The organism is Flavobacterium longum (assembly GCF_965137575.1).
Classification (GTDB): domain Bacteria; phylum Bacteroidota; class Bacteroidia; order Flavobacteriales; family Flavobacteriaceae; genus Flavobacterium; species Flavobacterium longum.
The window spans coordinates 520,436-536,371 of record NZ_CBCRZJ010000002.1 but is presented as its reverse complement, the minus strand read 5'-3'; the positions used below and the strand labels follow the sequence as shown (position 1 = coordinate 536,371).

The following is a 15,936-nucleotide window of genomic DNA, read 5'->3' as shown; positions in this document are numbered from 1 at the left end:
CCGGACTTTTCAATAGCTTCCAAAAAATTATTTTTTGAGGATTTTGTGTACGCCTACGCCAGCGTCTGATTGCACTTTCAGGAAGTATGCGCCTGAAGCCAAGTCTGACAGGTTGATTTGCATTTCGGTAACGCCGCCGTTAAGGTTGCGCACTACGCGGCCGTTAAGATCTGTCAGTTGAACGCCGTTGATGACGAGCCCATTTTTGCTGTTCAGGTTCAACACATCATTGGCTGGGTTTGGATACGCCGCAAAATTTTGGTTGAAGAAGTTCGGCAAACCGAGACCTGTTGTGGTTACTTTGAAGTCATCGACCATAAAACCGAACATGTCAGCAGATGTGCAACGGATGGCAATGTAAACCGTTTGGCTCGAATAGTCTGTCAGGTCGAACGTGTACTCATAATAGTTGAGGTCTGGTGGCGACATGATGAACTCTTCAAATGGCACGAAATCAGTCACGGCAGTTCCTGTGGTAGAAATATACACACCGAACTCTTCGTTCCCGAACTCTGTGTCGCACGATTTTGCCCAGAACGAAAGCTGATTCGTGTCTGTCCCTAAAGTAATGGCTGGCGAAATCAACCAGTCGTCGTTTTGTGAGACGGAGGCATTTGGCACGGCGGCGAAACAAACCATGGCTTTGTCTCCGGTCCTGGCAGTCCAGTCACTTGAGGCAGATGCCGTCAACGGCGGTGAAGTCGTACCCGAATTAAACACCTGGAACGCCTTTGCCACGCCGCTGTTGAGGAATGTAACTCCGGTAAAACCGTAGGTTGGCCTCAAATCACCATCGATCATGGTCCAGGAACCAACGCCGGTGATCGCGAAATCTGTGTACGTGTCAAAAGAATCCTCGAATACGGTAGTTTGCGCTTGGCTCATGCCGCAAGCCGCAAGCAATGCAGATAGTAATAGTTTTCTCATACTCAATTTAATTATAAGGTTAATAATTTGAACTTCCGTAAAAATAAGAAAAAAAATACCGGTTGATAACGGTCGGGAAATTTGACTTATCCACATAGTTTTTAGCTTATTTGGATAAGTTTTTTTTGAAAATAAAATTCCTTTCCTAAATTTGCACCCGAACCATCCGGGAGGACAGATTTGACTGATTGCAACCTCCGACGCAAAGCCGTCTAAAAATGCTAAAGCAGAAGACTTCTTTTAGTTTCCCTGCCACTTCCGGGTAAAAATTAATTGTATATGGCCTATTTATTTACGTCTGAATCTGTCAGTGAAGGACACCCAGACAAGGTGGCGGATCAGATTTCGGATGCGCTGATTGACAATTTCCTTGCGTTTGACGCAGATTCCAAAGTAGCATGCGAAACCCTTGTAACCACAGGTCAGGTGATTTTGGCAGGCGAGGTGAAATCCAAGACCTATCTTGATGTGCAACAGATTGCCCGTGAGGTCATCAAACGCATCGGTTATACGAAAAGCGAATACATGTTCGAGGCCAATTCCTGCGGCGTGCTCTCGGCCATCCATGAACAATCGGCAGACATCAACCAAGGTGTTGATCGCGCCAGCAAAGAAGACCAAGGTGCCGGCGACCAAGGCATGATGTTCGGGTACGCTACCAACGAGACTGAGAATTATATGCCGTTGGCGCTCGATTTGTCGCATGCACTTTTGATTGAACTGGCCAACCTGAGAAGGGAAAACAACGAGATCAAATATTTGCGCCCGGATGCCAAGTCGCAAGTGACGTTAGAATATGACGACAACAACCGTCCGGTGCGGATTGACGCCATCGTGATTTCTACACAGCACGACGATTTTGACAGCAATGACGACGCGATGTTGGCGAAAATCAAGAGCGATATCATCAACATCCTGATTCCGCGCATCATCAAGAAATACCCGCAGTACGCGCACTTGTTCAACGACAAGATCAATTACCACATCAACCCGACCGGAAAGTTCGTCATTGGCGGACCGCACGGCGATACCGGTTTGACGGGCCGTAAAATCATCGTGGACACGTATGGCGGAAAAGGCGCACATGGCGGCGGCGCATTTTCAGGGAAAGACCCGAGTAAAGTGGATCGTTCTGCGGCCTACGCGACGCGCCACATCGCAAAGAACTTAGTTGCTGCTGGCGTGGCCGATGAAATCCTGGTACAGGTTTCCTATGCGATTGGCGTGGCGAAACCGATGGGTATTTTCGTGGAAACATATGGCACATCAAAGGTGAACATGACCAACGGCGAAATCGCGAAGAAAGTCGAAGAGATTTTCGACATGCGCCCGTATTTCATCGAACAGCGCCTTAAACTGCGCAACCCGATTTACAGCGAAACCGCAGCCTACGGGCACATGGGCCGCAAGCCCGAAACGGTGACCAAGACTTTTACGTCGCCGGGCGGAAACGACAAAACCGTTACCGTGGAGTTGTTTACTTGGGAAAAACTGGATTATGTGGACAAGGTGAAAGCCGCGTTCGGATTATAAGCGCTAACTAACCCTAACTCGAAGGCCTGCGAAAGCGGGCTTTTTCTTTTTAACAGACCATAAAGTGACCCGACGATCGCGAAAGTTCCAACAACCGTTAAAAAACCACGAAATCGTTGTAAATATTATGCATGCATAGTATATTTTTCAAATTAAATCACTAATTTCGCTCCCTGAAATCTCATTTTACAATCTAATCATAATGAAAATATTAGTCTGCATCAGCCACGTGCCTGATACTACTTCAAAGATTAATTTCACAAACGGCGACGCTGAATTTGACCAAAATGGCGTGCAATACGTGATTAACCCGAACGACGAATTCGGCCTAACGCGCGCGATCTGGTTCCAGGAGCAGCAAGGTGCGAACGTGACCGTGGTAAACGTAGGTGGCCCAGATACAGAGCCGACTTTGCGCAAGGCTTTGGCCATTGGCGCCAACGAGGCGATTCGCGTGAATGCCAACCCGACAGACGGTTTCTTCGTGGCCAAGCAATTGGCTGAAGTGATCAAGAATGGCGGTTATGATTTGGTGATTGCCGGCAAGGAATCACTGGATTACAACGGTGGAATGGTTCCAGGAATGATCGCTGGGTTAACTGGCGCGAATTTCGTGAACGGCTGCATCGGGCTTACCGTTGACGGAAGCAACGTGAAAGCGATCCGCGAGATCGACGGCGGAAAAGAAACCGTTTCTGCGAGCTTGCCACTGATCATCGGTGGGCAAAAAGGCCTGGTGGAAGAAAAAGATTTGCGCATCCCGAACATGCGCGGCATCATGACGGCCAGAACAAAAGCGCTGCAGGTGTTGGAACCGGTTTCGGCCGACAACAAGACCAAAGCCGTGAAGTTTGAAAAACCAGCACCGAAGCAAGCTGTTAAACTCTTCACCGTTGACAATCTGGACGGTTTGGTGGACGCGTTGCACAGCGAAGCGAAGGTGATTTAAGTCGAAAGACGAAAGTTGAAATAAAGAGGAAGTCGAGGTTCTGGACGAACCGCGTTAGGGATTGAAGCAAGGTGCCGTGCACCGCGGAAAGCCCGGCCAACGGCAACGCCCAAAAAAAATAAATACAATTAAAAATTTAAGACCATGTCTATATTAATATACGCAGAATCAGCCGACGGCAAGTTCAAGAAAGTGGCTTTTGAGCTGGCGTCATACGGTAAAAAAGTAGCCGAATCTATGGGAACCAGCGTGACTGCGGTAACCATCAATGCCGGCGATGTTTCGGAACTCGCCAAATACGGCGTGAGCAAAGTACTGAAAGTGACCGACAGTAAATTGTCGGCCTACTCGGCGAAGGCTTATGCCGATGTGATCAAACAGGCCGCGCAAAAAGAGGGCGCGAAACTCGTGTTGCTTTCTTCAACAACCGACAGTCTGTATTTGGCGCCGCTGGTGGCTGTGTCGCTCGATGCGGGTTATGCGTCGAATGTGGTTGGCTTGCCGGTTTCAACGGCTCCGTTCCAGGTGAAGCGCACGGCGTTCTCGAACAAGGCGTTCAACATCACGCAAATGGATACCGACATCAAGGTGTTGGGCTTGGCGAAAAATTCCTACGGATTGGTGGAAAGCGCCGGATCGGCGAGCGAAGAAGATTTTGCGCCATCAATCTCTGATGCCGATTTTGCCATCAAGACCGAATCGGTTGACCGCACGACCGGAAAAGTAACCATTGCCGATGCGGACGTGGTTGTTTCTGCCGGACGCGGATTGAAAGGCCCGGAAAATTGGGGCATGGTGGAAGACTTGGCTTCGGCTTTGGGCGCTGCCACGGCTTGCTCTAAACCGGTTTCCGACTTGGGCTGGCGGCCGCATTCTGAACACGTAGGCCAAACCGGAAAACCGGTAGCTGCCAATTTATACGTAGCCATTGGCATTTCGGGTGCGATCCAGCACATTGCGGGCATCAACGCCTCGAAAGTGAAAGTAGCCATCAACACCGATCCTGAAGCGCCGTTCTTCAAGGTTGCCGATTACGGCGTGGTGGGCGATGCTTTTGAAATCGTGCCGAAATTGACTGAGAAAATCAAAGCGTTTAAGGCGCAGCACTCATAGAAGAACCTGCGGTTATAGTAGTTGGTGGCTAGCGGCTAGATATATTGTCTAGCCGCTAGCCATTTCTTTTTAATAGAAAGCCTAAAGAAAAAGACAGTCTAAAACTTACATTTTTAGAGATGCGCTAGCTTCGGTCAGCATAGAATATCCAGCCGCTAGCCACTAGCCACTAGCCGCTAGCTTTTTCATCTACTAAACATCTAGCCACTTTTTTTATCCAACTAAAATTCGGTACTTTGCGCTAGTGTAAGATATTATGAGTTTAGTTAAGCTGACCATTAAAGGCATTTCCTACAGCCAAACGCAGAACGGCGCTTATGCCTTGATTCTGAACGAAGTCGACGGAGACCGAAAATTACCTATTGTAATTGGTGCTTTTGAAGCCCAGTCTATCGCCATCGCACTTGAAAAGGAAATCAGGCCGCCGCGCCCTTTGACACACGATTTGTTCAAGAATTTCGCCGAGCGTTTTGACATCGTGGTCAAGCAGGTAATCATCCACAAACTGGTGGACGGCGTATTCTATTCGAGCATCATCTGCGAACGCGACAAGATCGAGGAAATCATCGACGCCCGTACCTCTGACGCGATTGCACTCGCCTTGCGTTTCAGCGCACCGATTTTCACCTACAAGAATATCTTGGACAAAGCCGGCATTTACCTGAAAGCCAATCCGGCCGAAGGTGAAAAACACGAAGAATCAGACGACGTGCTTTCTACGCCCGAAACTTTCGGGATGGAAGCCAGCCGCGCCGGCGATACCTATGCGCAACTCAGCCTCTCTGAACTGCACGAGCAACTGCAAAACGCGGTTCAGGATGAAGATTATGAGAAAGCAGCGAAGATCCGCGATGAGATTTCGAAGCGGGAAAGTAATTAAATGGCGAATTGAGAATGGTGAATTGTGAGTTGGTTCGCAGTTACCTAACTTTCGGCATCAAAAAACATTAAAATCATACGATTGTATGATTTAACGGCCCAGTCACAACTCACAACTCACAACTCACAATTAAATGAAACAATACCACGACCTCGTTAAACATGTTCTCGAAAACGGCGTCCAGAAAGGCGACCGCACCGGAACCGGAACCAAAAGCGTGTTCGGCTACCAGATGCGTTTTGATTTGCAGGAAGGTTTCCCGATGGTGACCACCAAAAAGCTGCATTTGAAGTCTATCATTTATGAGTTGCTTTGGTTCTTGAACGGCGACACGAACATCAAATACCTCAACGAAAACGGCGTGCGCATCTGGGACGAATGGGCAGACCCGAACGGCGACCTTGGCCCGGTGTACGGCTACCAATGGCGTAACTGGAACGGCGATGAGATTGACCAAATCACCGAACTCATCGACACGTTAAAAAACAACCCGAACAGCCGACGCATGCTGGTTTCTGCCTGGAACCCATCGGTGTTGCCCGATACTTCCAAATCATTTGCCGAAAATGTCGCCAACGGAAAGGCCGCCTTGCCGCCCTGCCATGCATTCTTCCAGTTTTATGTAGCCGAAGGAAAATTGTCTTGCCAACTCTACCAACGAAGCGCCGACATCTTTTTGGGCGTGCCGTTTAATATTGCCTCGTACGCTCTCTTTACGATGATGGTGGCGCAAGTCGTGGGGTTGCAACCGGGCGAATTCATCCATACGTTTGGCGATGCGCACATCTACAACAACCACATGGAACAGCTGGAGCTGCAATTGTCTCGCGAGCCGCGCCCGCTGCCAAAGATGATCTTGAATCCTGAAGTCAAGAACATCTTCGACTTTACATTTGAAGACTTCACCTTAGTTGATTATGATCCGCATCCGCACATCAAAGGCGTTGTTGCCGTTTGACGAATATCCCGCCGTGAAGCGGGATTTTTTTTTGATTTTGCGTAAACTTGTGTAACCAAAAACACAAGCTTATGAAAATTGCCATTATCATTGCCCGCGTCCTGATGGGTGTAATGTTCCTTTGGGCTTCGGCCGCTTATTTCTTGAATTGGGTGCCGGAAGACTATGTGCCGCCGAAAGACGTGGCTACATACATGACCGGCATTTCCACCGTCCATTTGATGGACATCGTGAAGACCATCGAATTATTATGCGCCATTTGTTACCTGGCCGGACGGTATGTGGCGCTGGCCAATGTCGTGCTTCTCCCCATTACGTTCAACATCGTGTTGTTGCATGCGTTGATCGATCCGGGAACCGTCGCGATGGCCGTTGCCATTTTGGTGGTACACGTCTTTTTGTTGTACGCGTACCGAAACCACTACACCGGCGTGTTCGCCGCGAAAAGAATCGAATAAAAAAATCCGCCTGTTGGCGGATTCTTTTTTGTTAAACGGCAAGCACCGAGTTCTCGGCGCCGGCATAATCGTTCCAACGGTAAGCGTCGGCTTCCGGGTCGTTGGCGTATACGCCGTCGATCACATAACGGAATTCATACTCCGCATCTTTGTTTACATCGAACGCACCTTTGAACGTGCCGTTTTTCAGTTTGCCCAGCGCGCCGGCCTGGCTGTCCCAGTTATTGAAATCGCCAACCACGGCTACAGTATTTGCTTCTTTCGCATCGACCGAAAAAGTCACTTTACAAACAGGTTTTGTTTTTACAAATTGCTTCTTGATTGCCATAACTTATTCATATTTAAGGTTATGCAGCAAAGGACGGAAGTTTTTGGGCGCGAAAAAAGGCGGCCCGTCAGTTTTACCATAATCGTAAGAAATGCCGCGAAAATTTGCTCTTTCATCACACTACAACCTTGTCGTAATCATGATGATGCAGACGGAAACGTTTTCGGAATTGATTTTCGCCAACGCCGATTTTTGCCTTTTGTAAAAAAATCCTACCTTTAAATCGCCAAAAAACGCGCAAAATGGACAACCTCCAGCACGAACAATACGAATATGCCCGCAACCGCATCCGGCAGAAAAAGAACGTATTCCGTCATTTTTTGCTCTTGCTCGTAGGCAGTTTATTCCTGTTTATCGTCAATAAAATATTGGCTGTAGACAAAGCCGACGATTGGTACGCTTGGGTCATCACGGCATGGGCATTTCTCTTTGTGTTGCATTTCTTGAAAGTGTTCATCACCGACAGTTTCATGAACAAGAATTGGGAACGCCACCAGATTGACAAACTCGTCTCTATGCAACAGAAAAAAATGCAGAAACTTCAGGCGCAGCTCGATGCCGAGCGACAACAGGAGACAGACGCGGCCCAAAACCAAAATCCATGATTATCCTGATTGCGGCCGCCGCCCAAAACAACGCATTGGGCAAAGACAACCAATTGTTGTGGCATTTGCCCGACGATTTCAAACGGTTCAAACAAATCACGTCAGGGCATTACATCGTCATGGGCCGAAAGACTTTTGAGAGTTTCCCGAAACCGCTCCCGAACCGCACGCACGTCATCGTCACCAGACAAAAAGACTATCATCCTGAAGGTTGCCTCGTTGCCGGCAGCCTTGAAAAAGCGCTTGCGTTGTGCCCGAAAGACCAAGAAGTTTTCGTCATCGGCGGCGGCGAAATCTACAAACAAGCCTTGCCTTTGGCCGATAAGATTGACCTCACGCGCGTGCACGCCACTTTTGAAGCCGATACTTTTTTCCCCGAAATCGATCCAGCGCAATGGCGGCTCGTTTCGTCAACATTCCATCCGAAAGACGACAAACACGCCTACGATTTTACTTTCCAGGTATTCGAACGGATTTAGGGCTTGGCCTGCAACGCATCACGCAATGCGAACTTTCAACCTTAAACCTTGAACTTTGAACATTCAGCCGTATATTTGCCCACTGAACGAAAGCCAATGCCACAAGTAACGCCATACAAGAATTCCGAGCTCGGCAAGAAAGAGCAAGTCGCGCAGATGTTTGACAATATTTCCGGCGGCTATGATGGTATGAATCGGGTGATTTCCTTTGGTATCGACATCAAGTGGCGCAAGAAAGTACTGAAACTCGTCACGGCCAAAAACCCGGAAACGGTGCTCGACATCGCTACCGGAACCGGCGACCTCGCGATTCTCATGGCCGAAACCGGCGCCAAGAAAATCATCGGCATAGACATTTCCGAAGGCATGATGCAGGTTGGGCGCAAAAAAGTGGCGGCCAAACACCTGTCCGACAAGATTGAACTGGTGTCTGGCGATTCAGAAAACATCCCGTTCCCCGATAATTCCTTTGACGCTATTACCGTTGGCTTCGGCATCCGCAATTTCGAAAGCCTCGAGAAAGGCCTCGCCGAAATCCTGCGCGTGTTGAAACCCGGCGGCATTTTCGTCATCCTTGAAACATCGGTTCCCGAAAAATTCCCGCACAAACAAGGCTACACCATTTATACGAAATACATCATGCCGCTCATCGGCAAACTGTTTTCGAAAGACAACGCAGCTTACGGTTACCTGTCGGCTTCCGCGTCGGTTTTCCCGTATGGCGAAAAACTGAACAATATTTTGCGTAAAATTGGGTTTATAGACGTAGTTTCCATGCCGCAGACTTTCGGTGTGGCAACCATTTATTCTGCTTCAAAAACTGCATGAGAAAGTTCATTATCGTCATATTTGCCCTTGTTTCGTTGCACAGCCACGCCCAGTTCGGAAAAGATCCGCTGATCAATCTCGAGAATTTCGACAAGCAGCGCGTGTATTGGGGTTACTTCCTGGGCTTCAATTTTTACGATTTCAAGATTGACTACAAAACCCCGCAACCCGTTGACATCGCCATCAAGAACACTACCGGTTTCAACGTAGGTTTGGTAGGCGTACTGCGTGTTCACGAAAACGTCGAGCTGCGTTTCGAACCCGGTTTGTTCTACACCCAGCGCGATCTGGAATACCCGAATTTTACCGAACAAGGTGACCGCCTGCGCCAGGTGAAATCCACGTACATCCATTTCCCGATGCTGCTCAAGTTCATGTCCAAACGCATCGGCAACATACGGCCCTATCTCAACGGCGGTTTGTCGGCCACGCTCAATTTGTCCAGCAATTCCAAGTCAGAAGACGACAACCTCCAACGCCGTTTCCGCGTCCAGCCCTGGACATACAACTACGAAGTCGGCTTTGGGATAGACCTGTATTTCGAATATTTCAAATTCTCACCGTCCATCCGCGGCGTCTTCGGCTTCAGCGACGAACTCATCCGCGACAACGACCCGAACAGCCCGTGGACCAGCCAGATCGAGTCGCTGAAAACCCGCGCGGTGCTGATCAACTTTACGTTCCACTAAGATCTTTTTTCAGGAGCTGTTTCCGGCATCGCTTCGCGTAATAATTTCAAACAAAGCTCAACCCACTTTGTTTTCATTAGTGCTGTATCTTTTGCTCCGTTGCACTTCGCAAAAGGATGCCGCTTCCATCCGGGCTAGGGGTTTGTGCTGGCCGCAGCGTCTTTCTTTTGGACTGTGTCCAAACCCTTTGTATTTTTATTGTGCGCCTACCGGCGGGGTTTACTTTTGCCTTGACGCAAAAGTAACAAAAGGTCAAGGCTGACGAACCAGTCTTGAAAACTACGTCAAAGCTTCGCTCCAATACCTAGCCGTTCCTCCTTTGGTCGTCACTCTACGGTATTTCCCGCTCAGCTTTTTCCTTGTTTTCTTACGACTTGGGTTCGTAGGCCGAAAACCAAACCGAGACCGTTCTGGAAACAATAGTGGTTTGTCTAACCGAAAGTTGGTTTTGGAAGTCTTCTCTTTTCGGGCGCTGCGTTAGCGAGCCCGAAACAACAACCCATTCCGCTTAGTCGCGGCTTGCATGAAGGATTGCGTAAAGAAAATCGGAGCCGCAAGCGTTAAGAACTGCGGGCTGTCTGAGCGACAGCGAGTTTCCCGCAGTTTAGCTTTCGGCGATGATTTTTAGCAAACTTCATGGCCGCCCGGCATTTTTGCTTCTTTTGTTGCCAGACAAAAGACGGCCCAGCGGCAGCGGCACAAAGAAAGAAAGAAAAGAAAAATAAGGTTTTGGACGTCGTCCAAACCTACCGCCTACGAAACTCGCTTAATATGATCGCTGTCGCCGTCGCGACATTCAAACTTTCGGTTTGCTGGATTTCCCCAAATCTCGGTATCGCAATCCGGTCTGAACACAACGCCTCGACGCCAGTTGAAATCCCGTTGGCTTCATTGCCCAGAACGATGATTCCGCTTGCCGGAAGTTCGCGGCGGTAAATGTTTTCACCATCCATAAAAGTCCCGAAGACCGGTAATTTGGTTTGTTGTAGAAACTCCGGAAGATTTACGTAATTGACAGCTACGCGTGCCATCGAACCCATGGTGGCTTGCACCACTTTCGGGTTGTACAATTCGGCGGTTTCCTGCGAGCATACCAATTGGGAAATCCCGAACCAATCGCAAAGCCTGATGATCGTGCCCAAATTGCCCGGGTCGCGGATGTCATCAAGAGCCACCAGTAAACCGGTTTCCATGACGGGTTTTTCATTCGCAAAATGGAAAACCGCCAAGCATGTATTGGCTGTGGTCAGGGCAGACATTTTTTGCAATTCGGCGTCCGATACCAAGGTGCGTTTCGGCGCCGGGACGTCGGCAAAATCATCATTCGTGAGATACAAATGTTCCAGCGTCCAGCCTGCCGCCAACAGTTCGCCAATGACCTTGACGCCTTCGGCAATAAAACGCCGCTGTTGCTGCCTGTATTTTTTTTGGTGCAGTGCGGTGATTAACTTGATTTGGCTTTTGCTAACCATAGAAAAAATGTACTTTTGGCTTAAATAGTTCGGTAAACTTGAAAACGCGCCTTGCAAAAATATCATTATTTATTCTTACGGGAATAATTATAACGGCGTGCGATGCGGTAAAACGGGTTCCAAAAGACCGACGGCTGCTTACCCAAAACGAAATCATCGTCAACGGGAAGAAAGAAAAAAACGAAGAAGTCGGCGAACAACTCTACCAAAAACCCAACAGTTCCATACTGGGTTACCGGCTTCGGCTGAACTTGTACAACATGGCGAACCCCAACCCTGATTCGTCGTACAAGGCGCGCTACATCAAAAATCCCGCGAAATACAAGCGCAAGGCGAAATGGCTGTCCAAGAAACAGGTCGATCGTTTGGGCAAGTCTTTCTACTATTACGGCTGGCACAACTTCCTGAAGAAATCCGGGGAAGCGCCGGTCATGGTCGACGAGAAAAGCACGAAAAAGTCTGCGGCGCGGCTCAAGTCGTATTACTTCAATAAGGGTTTTTTCGATGTGAAGAGTGATTACAAAATCGATTCGGTCGGGCACAAACGCGCACAAATCACCTACAACATCACGACCGGGCAACCGTATGTCATCGACACGATATCGCGAGAAATCCTGACGCCTGCACTCGATTCGCTGTACGAAACCACGGCCTCGAAATCGCTCATCAAATCGGGCAACGTGTTCAAAAGTGTGGATTTCGACCTCGAACGCAGCCGCATCACGAACAACTTCCGCAACCGCGGCGTATTCCATTTCCAGCCTACGTACATCCGCTACAAGGTAGATTCGCTTGGCGCGACGAAAAAAGCGAATGTGAAAATGCTCATCGGCGACCATTCGTACCGCGAAAACGACACGACCAAAACCCAGCCGTTCAAGATTTACCGCATCAGCCGCGTAAACGTTTATAGTTCCGGGCCGCACGAAAAACCAGACAGCAAAAAGACCGACAGCGTGTTCTACAACAATGTCTGGTTATACAGCACGGGCAAGTTACGTTACAAACCCAAAGCCATCACCGATGCGCTCATCGTGTTGCAGGACAGCCTTTTTGCCGATTACAAAACACGTCTAACGTCGCGGTATCTGAGCAACTTGCGCGTATTCAATTACCCGACGATCCAATACACCGAAGACAGCACCGGAACCGGATTGATCACGAACATTTACTTGAGTTCTCGACCTAAATACAGTTTTGGCGCAGGCATCGATTTTACGCACTCGAACATCCAGGATTTCGGGATTTCGGGCAATACGTCGGTATCGATCAGGAATGTGTTCAACGGCGCAGAAACGCTTGAAATGTCCTTGCGCGGCAACATCGGTTCGTCGAAAGACTTCGCCAACCCAGACAACTCGTTCTTTAACGTGTTGGAATACGGTGGCGACATCAAGCTCTCCTTCCCGAGGATTTTCCCGATCCGGATTGACAAAATCATCCCGAAGACGATGATTCCGTCCACGTCCATCAGCGCCGGCTTCGCCAAACAGGAAAACATCGGGCTCGACAAGGAAAACTTCACCGCGGCCATGACCTACAACTGGACGCCGAAACGGTTCCGCAGCGCGCGTCTCGATTTATTCAACGTGCAATACGTGAACAACGTCAATACGGGCAACTATTTCAACGTGTATCAGTCTTCGTACGACGTATTGAACAACATTGCGCAAAACTATCCGGTGAGTCCAGACTATCTCGATGACGACGGCAACCTGACCATTGCGCAAGGCGGCGCGAACGATTTCATCACCGATGTGGAAAGCGGTGCGCTCGTGGTTTCGCCAGACGATTTCAAAACCGTTACCAACATCGAGGAACGCCGCGAAAGGCTTACGGAAAACAACCTGATTTTCGCCTCTAGCTTCAGTTATTCCAAAACCACCAAAGCCGATTTGTCTGATGATACGTTCCATATTTTCCGGGCGAAAGTGGAATCTGCGGGCAATGCCTTGTCGATTCTGGCGCGCATTTCCAAGGAACTCGACAACCAGGGCAAAAACAATACAATCTTGGGCGTAGCGTACTCGCAATACATCAAGACCGAATTCGAGTTCATCAAGCATTTCGACATGGGCGTCAAGAAAGTGCTGGCGCTCCGCGCATTCGGCGGTATCGCGGTGCCGTACGGGAATTCAAATAGCGTCCCGTTTTCGCGAAGTTATTTCGCCGGCGGTTCCAACGACAACCGCGCGTGGCAATCCTATGGGCTCGGGCCAGGCAGCTCGCGTACGATTTACGATTTCAACGAAGCCAACATGAAATTGGCCTTCAGCGCAGAATATAGGTTTAACGTGTTCGGGAGTTTCAACAGTGCGTTTTTTGTGGATGCCGGAAACATCTGGAACGTGCTCGACAACATCACCGATGAGCGCGCCACTTTTGACGGCATCCAATCGCTGAATGACATCGCGGTAGGTTCCGGCATCGGGCTTCGGTATGACTTTAACTTCTTTGTGGTCAGGTTTGACATCGGTTTCAAGACCTACAATCCGGCCGACGAAAAGAAACGTTGGTTCCACGATTACAACTTCGCGAACTCGGTCCTAAATATTGGCATCAATTATCCGTTCTAAAAACAGAAATTAGTATTTTTGTCCACTTAACGAAAAACCAGAAACAATGGCCCACAATATCAAACCCGGCGTAGCCACTGGCGATGAAGTCCAGGCAATCTTCCGCTACGCCAAAGAAAAAGGCTTCGCTTTGCCAGCCGTTAACGTAGTCGGTTCGAGCACCATCAATGGTACGCTGGAAACGGCGGCAAAACTCAAAGCACCAGTCATCATCCAGTTTTCAAACGGCGGCGCAGCGTTCAACGCAGGCAAAGGTTTGTCTAACGAAAATGAACGGGCAGCCATTGCAGGCGGCGTTGCGGGCGCAAAACACATCCATACTTTAGCCGAAGCCTACGGTGCCACCGTGATTTTACATACAGACCATTGTGCGAAGAAATTGCTGCCTTGGCTCGACGGATTGCTCGACGCATCCGAGAAACATTTCGCCGAAACCGGAAAACCTTTGTACAGTTCGCACATGATCGACCTGTCTGAAGAACCGCTGCACGAAAACATAGAAATCTGCAAAAAATACTTGGAGCGCATGACCAAAATGGGCATGACACTCGAAATTGAATTGGGCATCACCGGCGGCGAGGAAGACGGCGTGGACAACTCTGATGTTGACAGCTCGAAGCTCTACACGCAACCGGAAGAAGTCGCGTACGCCTATGAAGAATTGATGAAAGTCAGCCCGCGCTTTACCATTGCGGCGGCATTCGGCAACGTGCACGGCGTGTACAAACCGGGCAACGTCAAACTCACCCCGAAAATCCTGAAGAATTCACAAGAATTCGTGAAGCACCGTTTCCAGACCGGCGAAAACCCAGTTGATTTCGTATTCCACGGCGGTTCGGGTTCTACACTGGAAGAAATCCGCGAAGCCATCAGCTACGGCGTGATCAAGATGAACATCGATACGGATCTGCAATTCGCCTTCACGGAAGGCATCCGCGATTATATGGTGAACAACATCGATTACCTGAAAACACAAATCGGCAACCCAACCGGCGCCGATGCACCAAACAAGAAACATTACGATCCGCGCAAATGGGTACGCGAAGGCGAATTGACCTTCAACAAGCGTTTGGAGCAGGCGTTTGCGGATTTGAATAATGTGAATACGCTCTAGTTGTTAGTTTTTAGTTGCTAGTTGTTAGCACTAGCCGAAACTTTATACTGCAACAATATCAGAATGAATAATAATTTTACGAGTTAATAAGTCGCTAGACAATTCATCTAGCAACTAGCAACTAAAAACTAGCAACTAATATGGCTTGGTTTAAAAGAACACAAAAAGGCATCACGACTGCCACCGAAGATAAGAAAGACGTTCCGAAAGGACTGTGGTACAAATCGCCGACGGGCAAAATCATCGATGCCGACGAACTGGCGCGCAACCTTTGGGTAAGCCCGGAAGATGGCTTCCACGTCAGGATCGGCAGCAAGGAATATTTCGAAATTTTGTTCGACAACAACGAGTTCAAGGAATTGGACGCGAAGATGACTTCGAAAGATCCGTTGCATTTCGTGGATACCAAAAAATACGGCGACCGCTTGAAGGAAGCCATGGAAAAGACCAAATTGAAAGACGCGGTGCGCACTGGCGTAGGCAAATCTAAAGGAAAAGACCTCGTGGTTTGCTGTATGGATTTCGCTTTCATCGGCGGTTCGATGGGCGCGGTCGTGGGCGAAAAAATTGCGCGCGGCATCGATTACGCGATCAAGAACAAAACGCCTTTCGTCATGATTTCAAAATCTGGCGGCGCACGTATGATGGAAGCGGCGTATTCGCTGATGCAATTGGCGAAAACATCGGCGAAATTGGCGCAATTGGCGGACGCAAAAATCCCTTACATCTCATTGTGTACAGACCCGACCACCGGCGGAACAACCGCTTCTTACGCGATGTTGGGCGACGTGAACATCTCTGAACCGGGCGCGCTCATCGGGTTTGCCGGGCCACGCGTGGTAAAAGACACGACCGGAAAAGAGTTGCCGGAAGGTTTCCAGACGGCCGAATTCGTCTTGGAGCACGGCTTCCTGGATTTCATCACGCCGCGAAAAGAACTGAAAGACAAAATCAATTTGTTTTTGGACTTGATCCAGAACCAACCGATTCGATAAACCAATTCCCGCCGCGTGCGGGATTTTTTTTC

16 protein-coding genes are annotated in these 15,936 nt (G+C 49.1%); 13 read left to right on the top strand and 3 right to left on the bottom strand.

The window, feature by feature from the left end:
* Positions 1 to 27 precede the first annotated feature (27 nt).
* Positions 28 to 927 carry a T9SS type A sorting domain-containing protein gene (locus tag ACM9J1_RS05350; protein ID WP_415580929.1) on the bottom strand — a complete coding sequence of 300 codons (900 nt, stop codon included), beginning with the start codon at positions 925 to 927 and terminating at the stop codon, positions 28 to 30.
* A 279-nt stretch (positions 928 to 1,206) separates the two neighbouring features.
* Here ACM9J1_RS05350 and metK point away from each other — a divergent pair, with 279 nt between their 5' ends.
* From metK to ACM9J1_RS05320, 6 genes are all read left to right on the top strand, one after another.
* Positions 1,207 to 2,460, top strand: coding sequence for a methionine adenosyltransferase (metK, locus tag ACM9J1_RS05345; RefSeq protein ID WP_415580928.1), 1,254 nt, complete (start codon positions 1,207 to 1,209; stop codon positions 2,458 to 2,460).
* A 202-nt stretch (positions 2,461 to 2,662) separates the two neighbouring features.
* Positions 2,663 to 3,409, top strand: coding sequence for an electron transfer flavoprotein subunit beta/FixA family protein (locus ACM9J1_RS05340; protein WP_415580926.1), 747 nt, complete (start codon positions 2,663 to 2,665; stop codon positions 3,407 to 3,409).
* 144 nt (positions 3,410 to 3,553) lie between these two features.
* Positions 3,554 to 4,522 (top strand): electron transfer flavoprotein subunit alpha/FixB family protein, encoded by a 969-nt coding sequence (locus ACM9J1_RS05335; protein WP_415580925.1) that lies wholly within the window; start codon positions 3,554 to 3,556, stop codon positions 4,520 to 4,522.
* A gap of 256 nt (positions 4,523 to 4,778) precedes the next feature.
* The gene (locus ACM9J1_RS05330) at positions 4,779 to 5,402 is read left to right on the top strand and encodes a bifunctional nuclease domain-containing protein (protein ID WP_415580924.1); all 624 of its coding nucleotides are present in this window, start codon (positions 4,779 to 4,781) and stop codon (positions 5,400 to 5,402) included.
* Positions 5,403 to 5,535: 133 nt separating this feature from the next.
* Positions 5,536 to 6,360, top strand: a complete 825-nt coding sequence (locus ACM9J1_RS05325) for a thymidylate synthase (RefSeq protein WP_415580923.1) — start codon at positions 5,536 to 5,538, stop codon at positions 6,358 to 6,360.
* Between the two features lie 71 nt (positions 6,361 to 6,431).
* Complete coding sequence (locus tag ACM9J1_RS05320; protein WP_415580922.1) at positions 6,432 to 6,818, top strand: DoxX family protein; 387 nt, start codon at positions 6,432 to 6,434, stop codon at positions 6,816 to 6,818.
* A gap of 31 nt (positions 6,819 to 6,849) precedes the next feature.
* On the opposite strand, the gene ACM9J1_RS05315 is transcribed toward ACM9J1_RS05320, so the two are convergent.
* Complete coding sequence (locus tag ACM9J1_RS05315) at positions 6,850 to 7,146, bottom strand: isoamylase early set domain-containing protein (protein WP_415580921.1); 297 nt, start codon at positions 7,144 to 7,146, stop codon at positions 6,850 to 6,852.
* Positions 7,147 to 7,388: 242 nt separating this feature from the next.
* Here ACM9J1_RS05315 and ACM9J1_RS05310 point away from each other — a divergent pair, with 242 nt between their 5' ends.
* From ACM9J1_RS05310 to porT, 4 genes are all read left to right on the top strand, one after another.
* The gene (locus tag ACM9J1_RS05310; protein ID WP_415580920.1) at positions 7,389 to 7,751 is read left to right on the top strand and encodes a 2TM domain-containing protein; all 363 of its coding nucleotides are present in this window, start codon (positions 7,389 to 7,391) and stop codon (positions 7,749 to 7,751) included.
* Positions 7,748 to 8,230, top strand: a complete 483-nt coding sequence (locus ACM9J1_RS05305; protein ID WP_415580919.1) for a dihydrofolate reductase — start codon at positions 7,748 to 7,750, stop codon at positions 8,228 to 8,230. Before ACM9J1_RS05310 ends, ACM9J1_RS05305 begins: the two co-directional genes overlap by 4 nt.
* Positions 8,231 to 8,326: 96 nt before the next feature.
* Positions 8,327 to 9,058, top strand: coding sequence for a bifunctional demethylmenaquinone methyltransferase/2-methoxy-6-polyprenyl-1,4-benzoquinol methylase UbiE (gene ubiE, locus ACM9J1_RS05300; protein ID WP_415580918.1), 732 nt, complete (start codon positions 8,327 to 8,329; stop codon positions 9,056 to 9,058).
* Positions 9,055 to 9,747: a type IX secretion/gliding motility protein PorT/SprT gene (gene porT, locus ACM9J1_RS05295; RefSeq protein WP_415580917.1), complete on the top strand. Its 693-nt coding sequence runs from the start codon at positions 9,055 to 9,057 to the stop codon at positions 9,745 to 9,747. The genes ubiE and porT overlap by 4 nt, the downstream gene beginning before the upstream one ends.
* A 746-nt stretch (positions 9,748 to 10,493) precedes the next feature.
* Here the strand turns inward: porT and ACM9J1_RS05290 are convergent.
* Complete coding sequence (locus ACM9J1_RS05290; RefSeq protein ID WP_415580915.1) at positions 10,494 to 11,219, bottom strand: TrmH family RNA methyltransferase; 726 nt, start codon at positions 11,217 to 11,219, stop codon at positions 10,494 to 10,496.
* 38 nt (positions 11,220 to 11,257) lie between these two features.
* Here ACM9J1_RS05290 and tamL point away from each other — a divergent pair, with 38 nt between their 5' ends.
* The 3 genes from tamL (at position 11,258) to accD (ending at position 15,904) form a co-directional block, all read left to right on the top strand.
* Positions 11,258 to 13,795 (top strand): translocation and assembly module lipoprotein TamL, encoded by a 2,538-nt coding sequence (gene tamL, locus ACM9J1_RS05285; protein ID WP_415580914.1) that lies wholly within the window; start codon positions 11,258 to 11,260, stop codon positions 13,793 to 13,795.
* Positions 13,796 to 13,841: 46 nt separating this feature from the next.
* Positions 13,842 to 14,909, top strand: coding sequence for a class II fructose-bisphosphate aldolase (gene fbaA, locus ACM9J1_RS05280; protein ID WP_415580913.1), 1,068 nt, complete (start codon positions 13,842 to 13,844; stop codon positions 14,907 to 14,909).
* A gap of 140 nt (positions 14,910 to 15,049) precedes the next feature.
* Positions 15,050 to 15,904 (top strand): acetyl-CoA carboxylase, carboxyltransferase subunit beta, encoded by an 855-nt coding sequence (gene accD / locus ACM9J1_RS05275; RefSeq protein ID WP_415580912.1) that lies wholly within the window; start codon positions 15,050 to 15,052, stop codon positions 15,902 to 15,904.
* Positions 15,905 to 15,936: the final 32 nt, after the last annotated feature.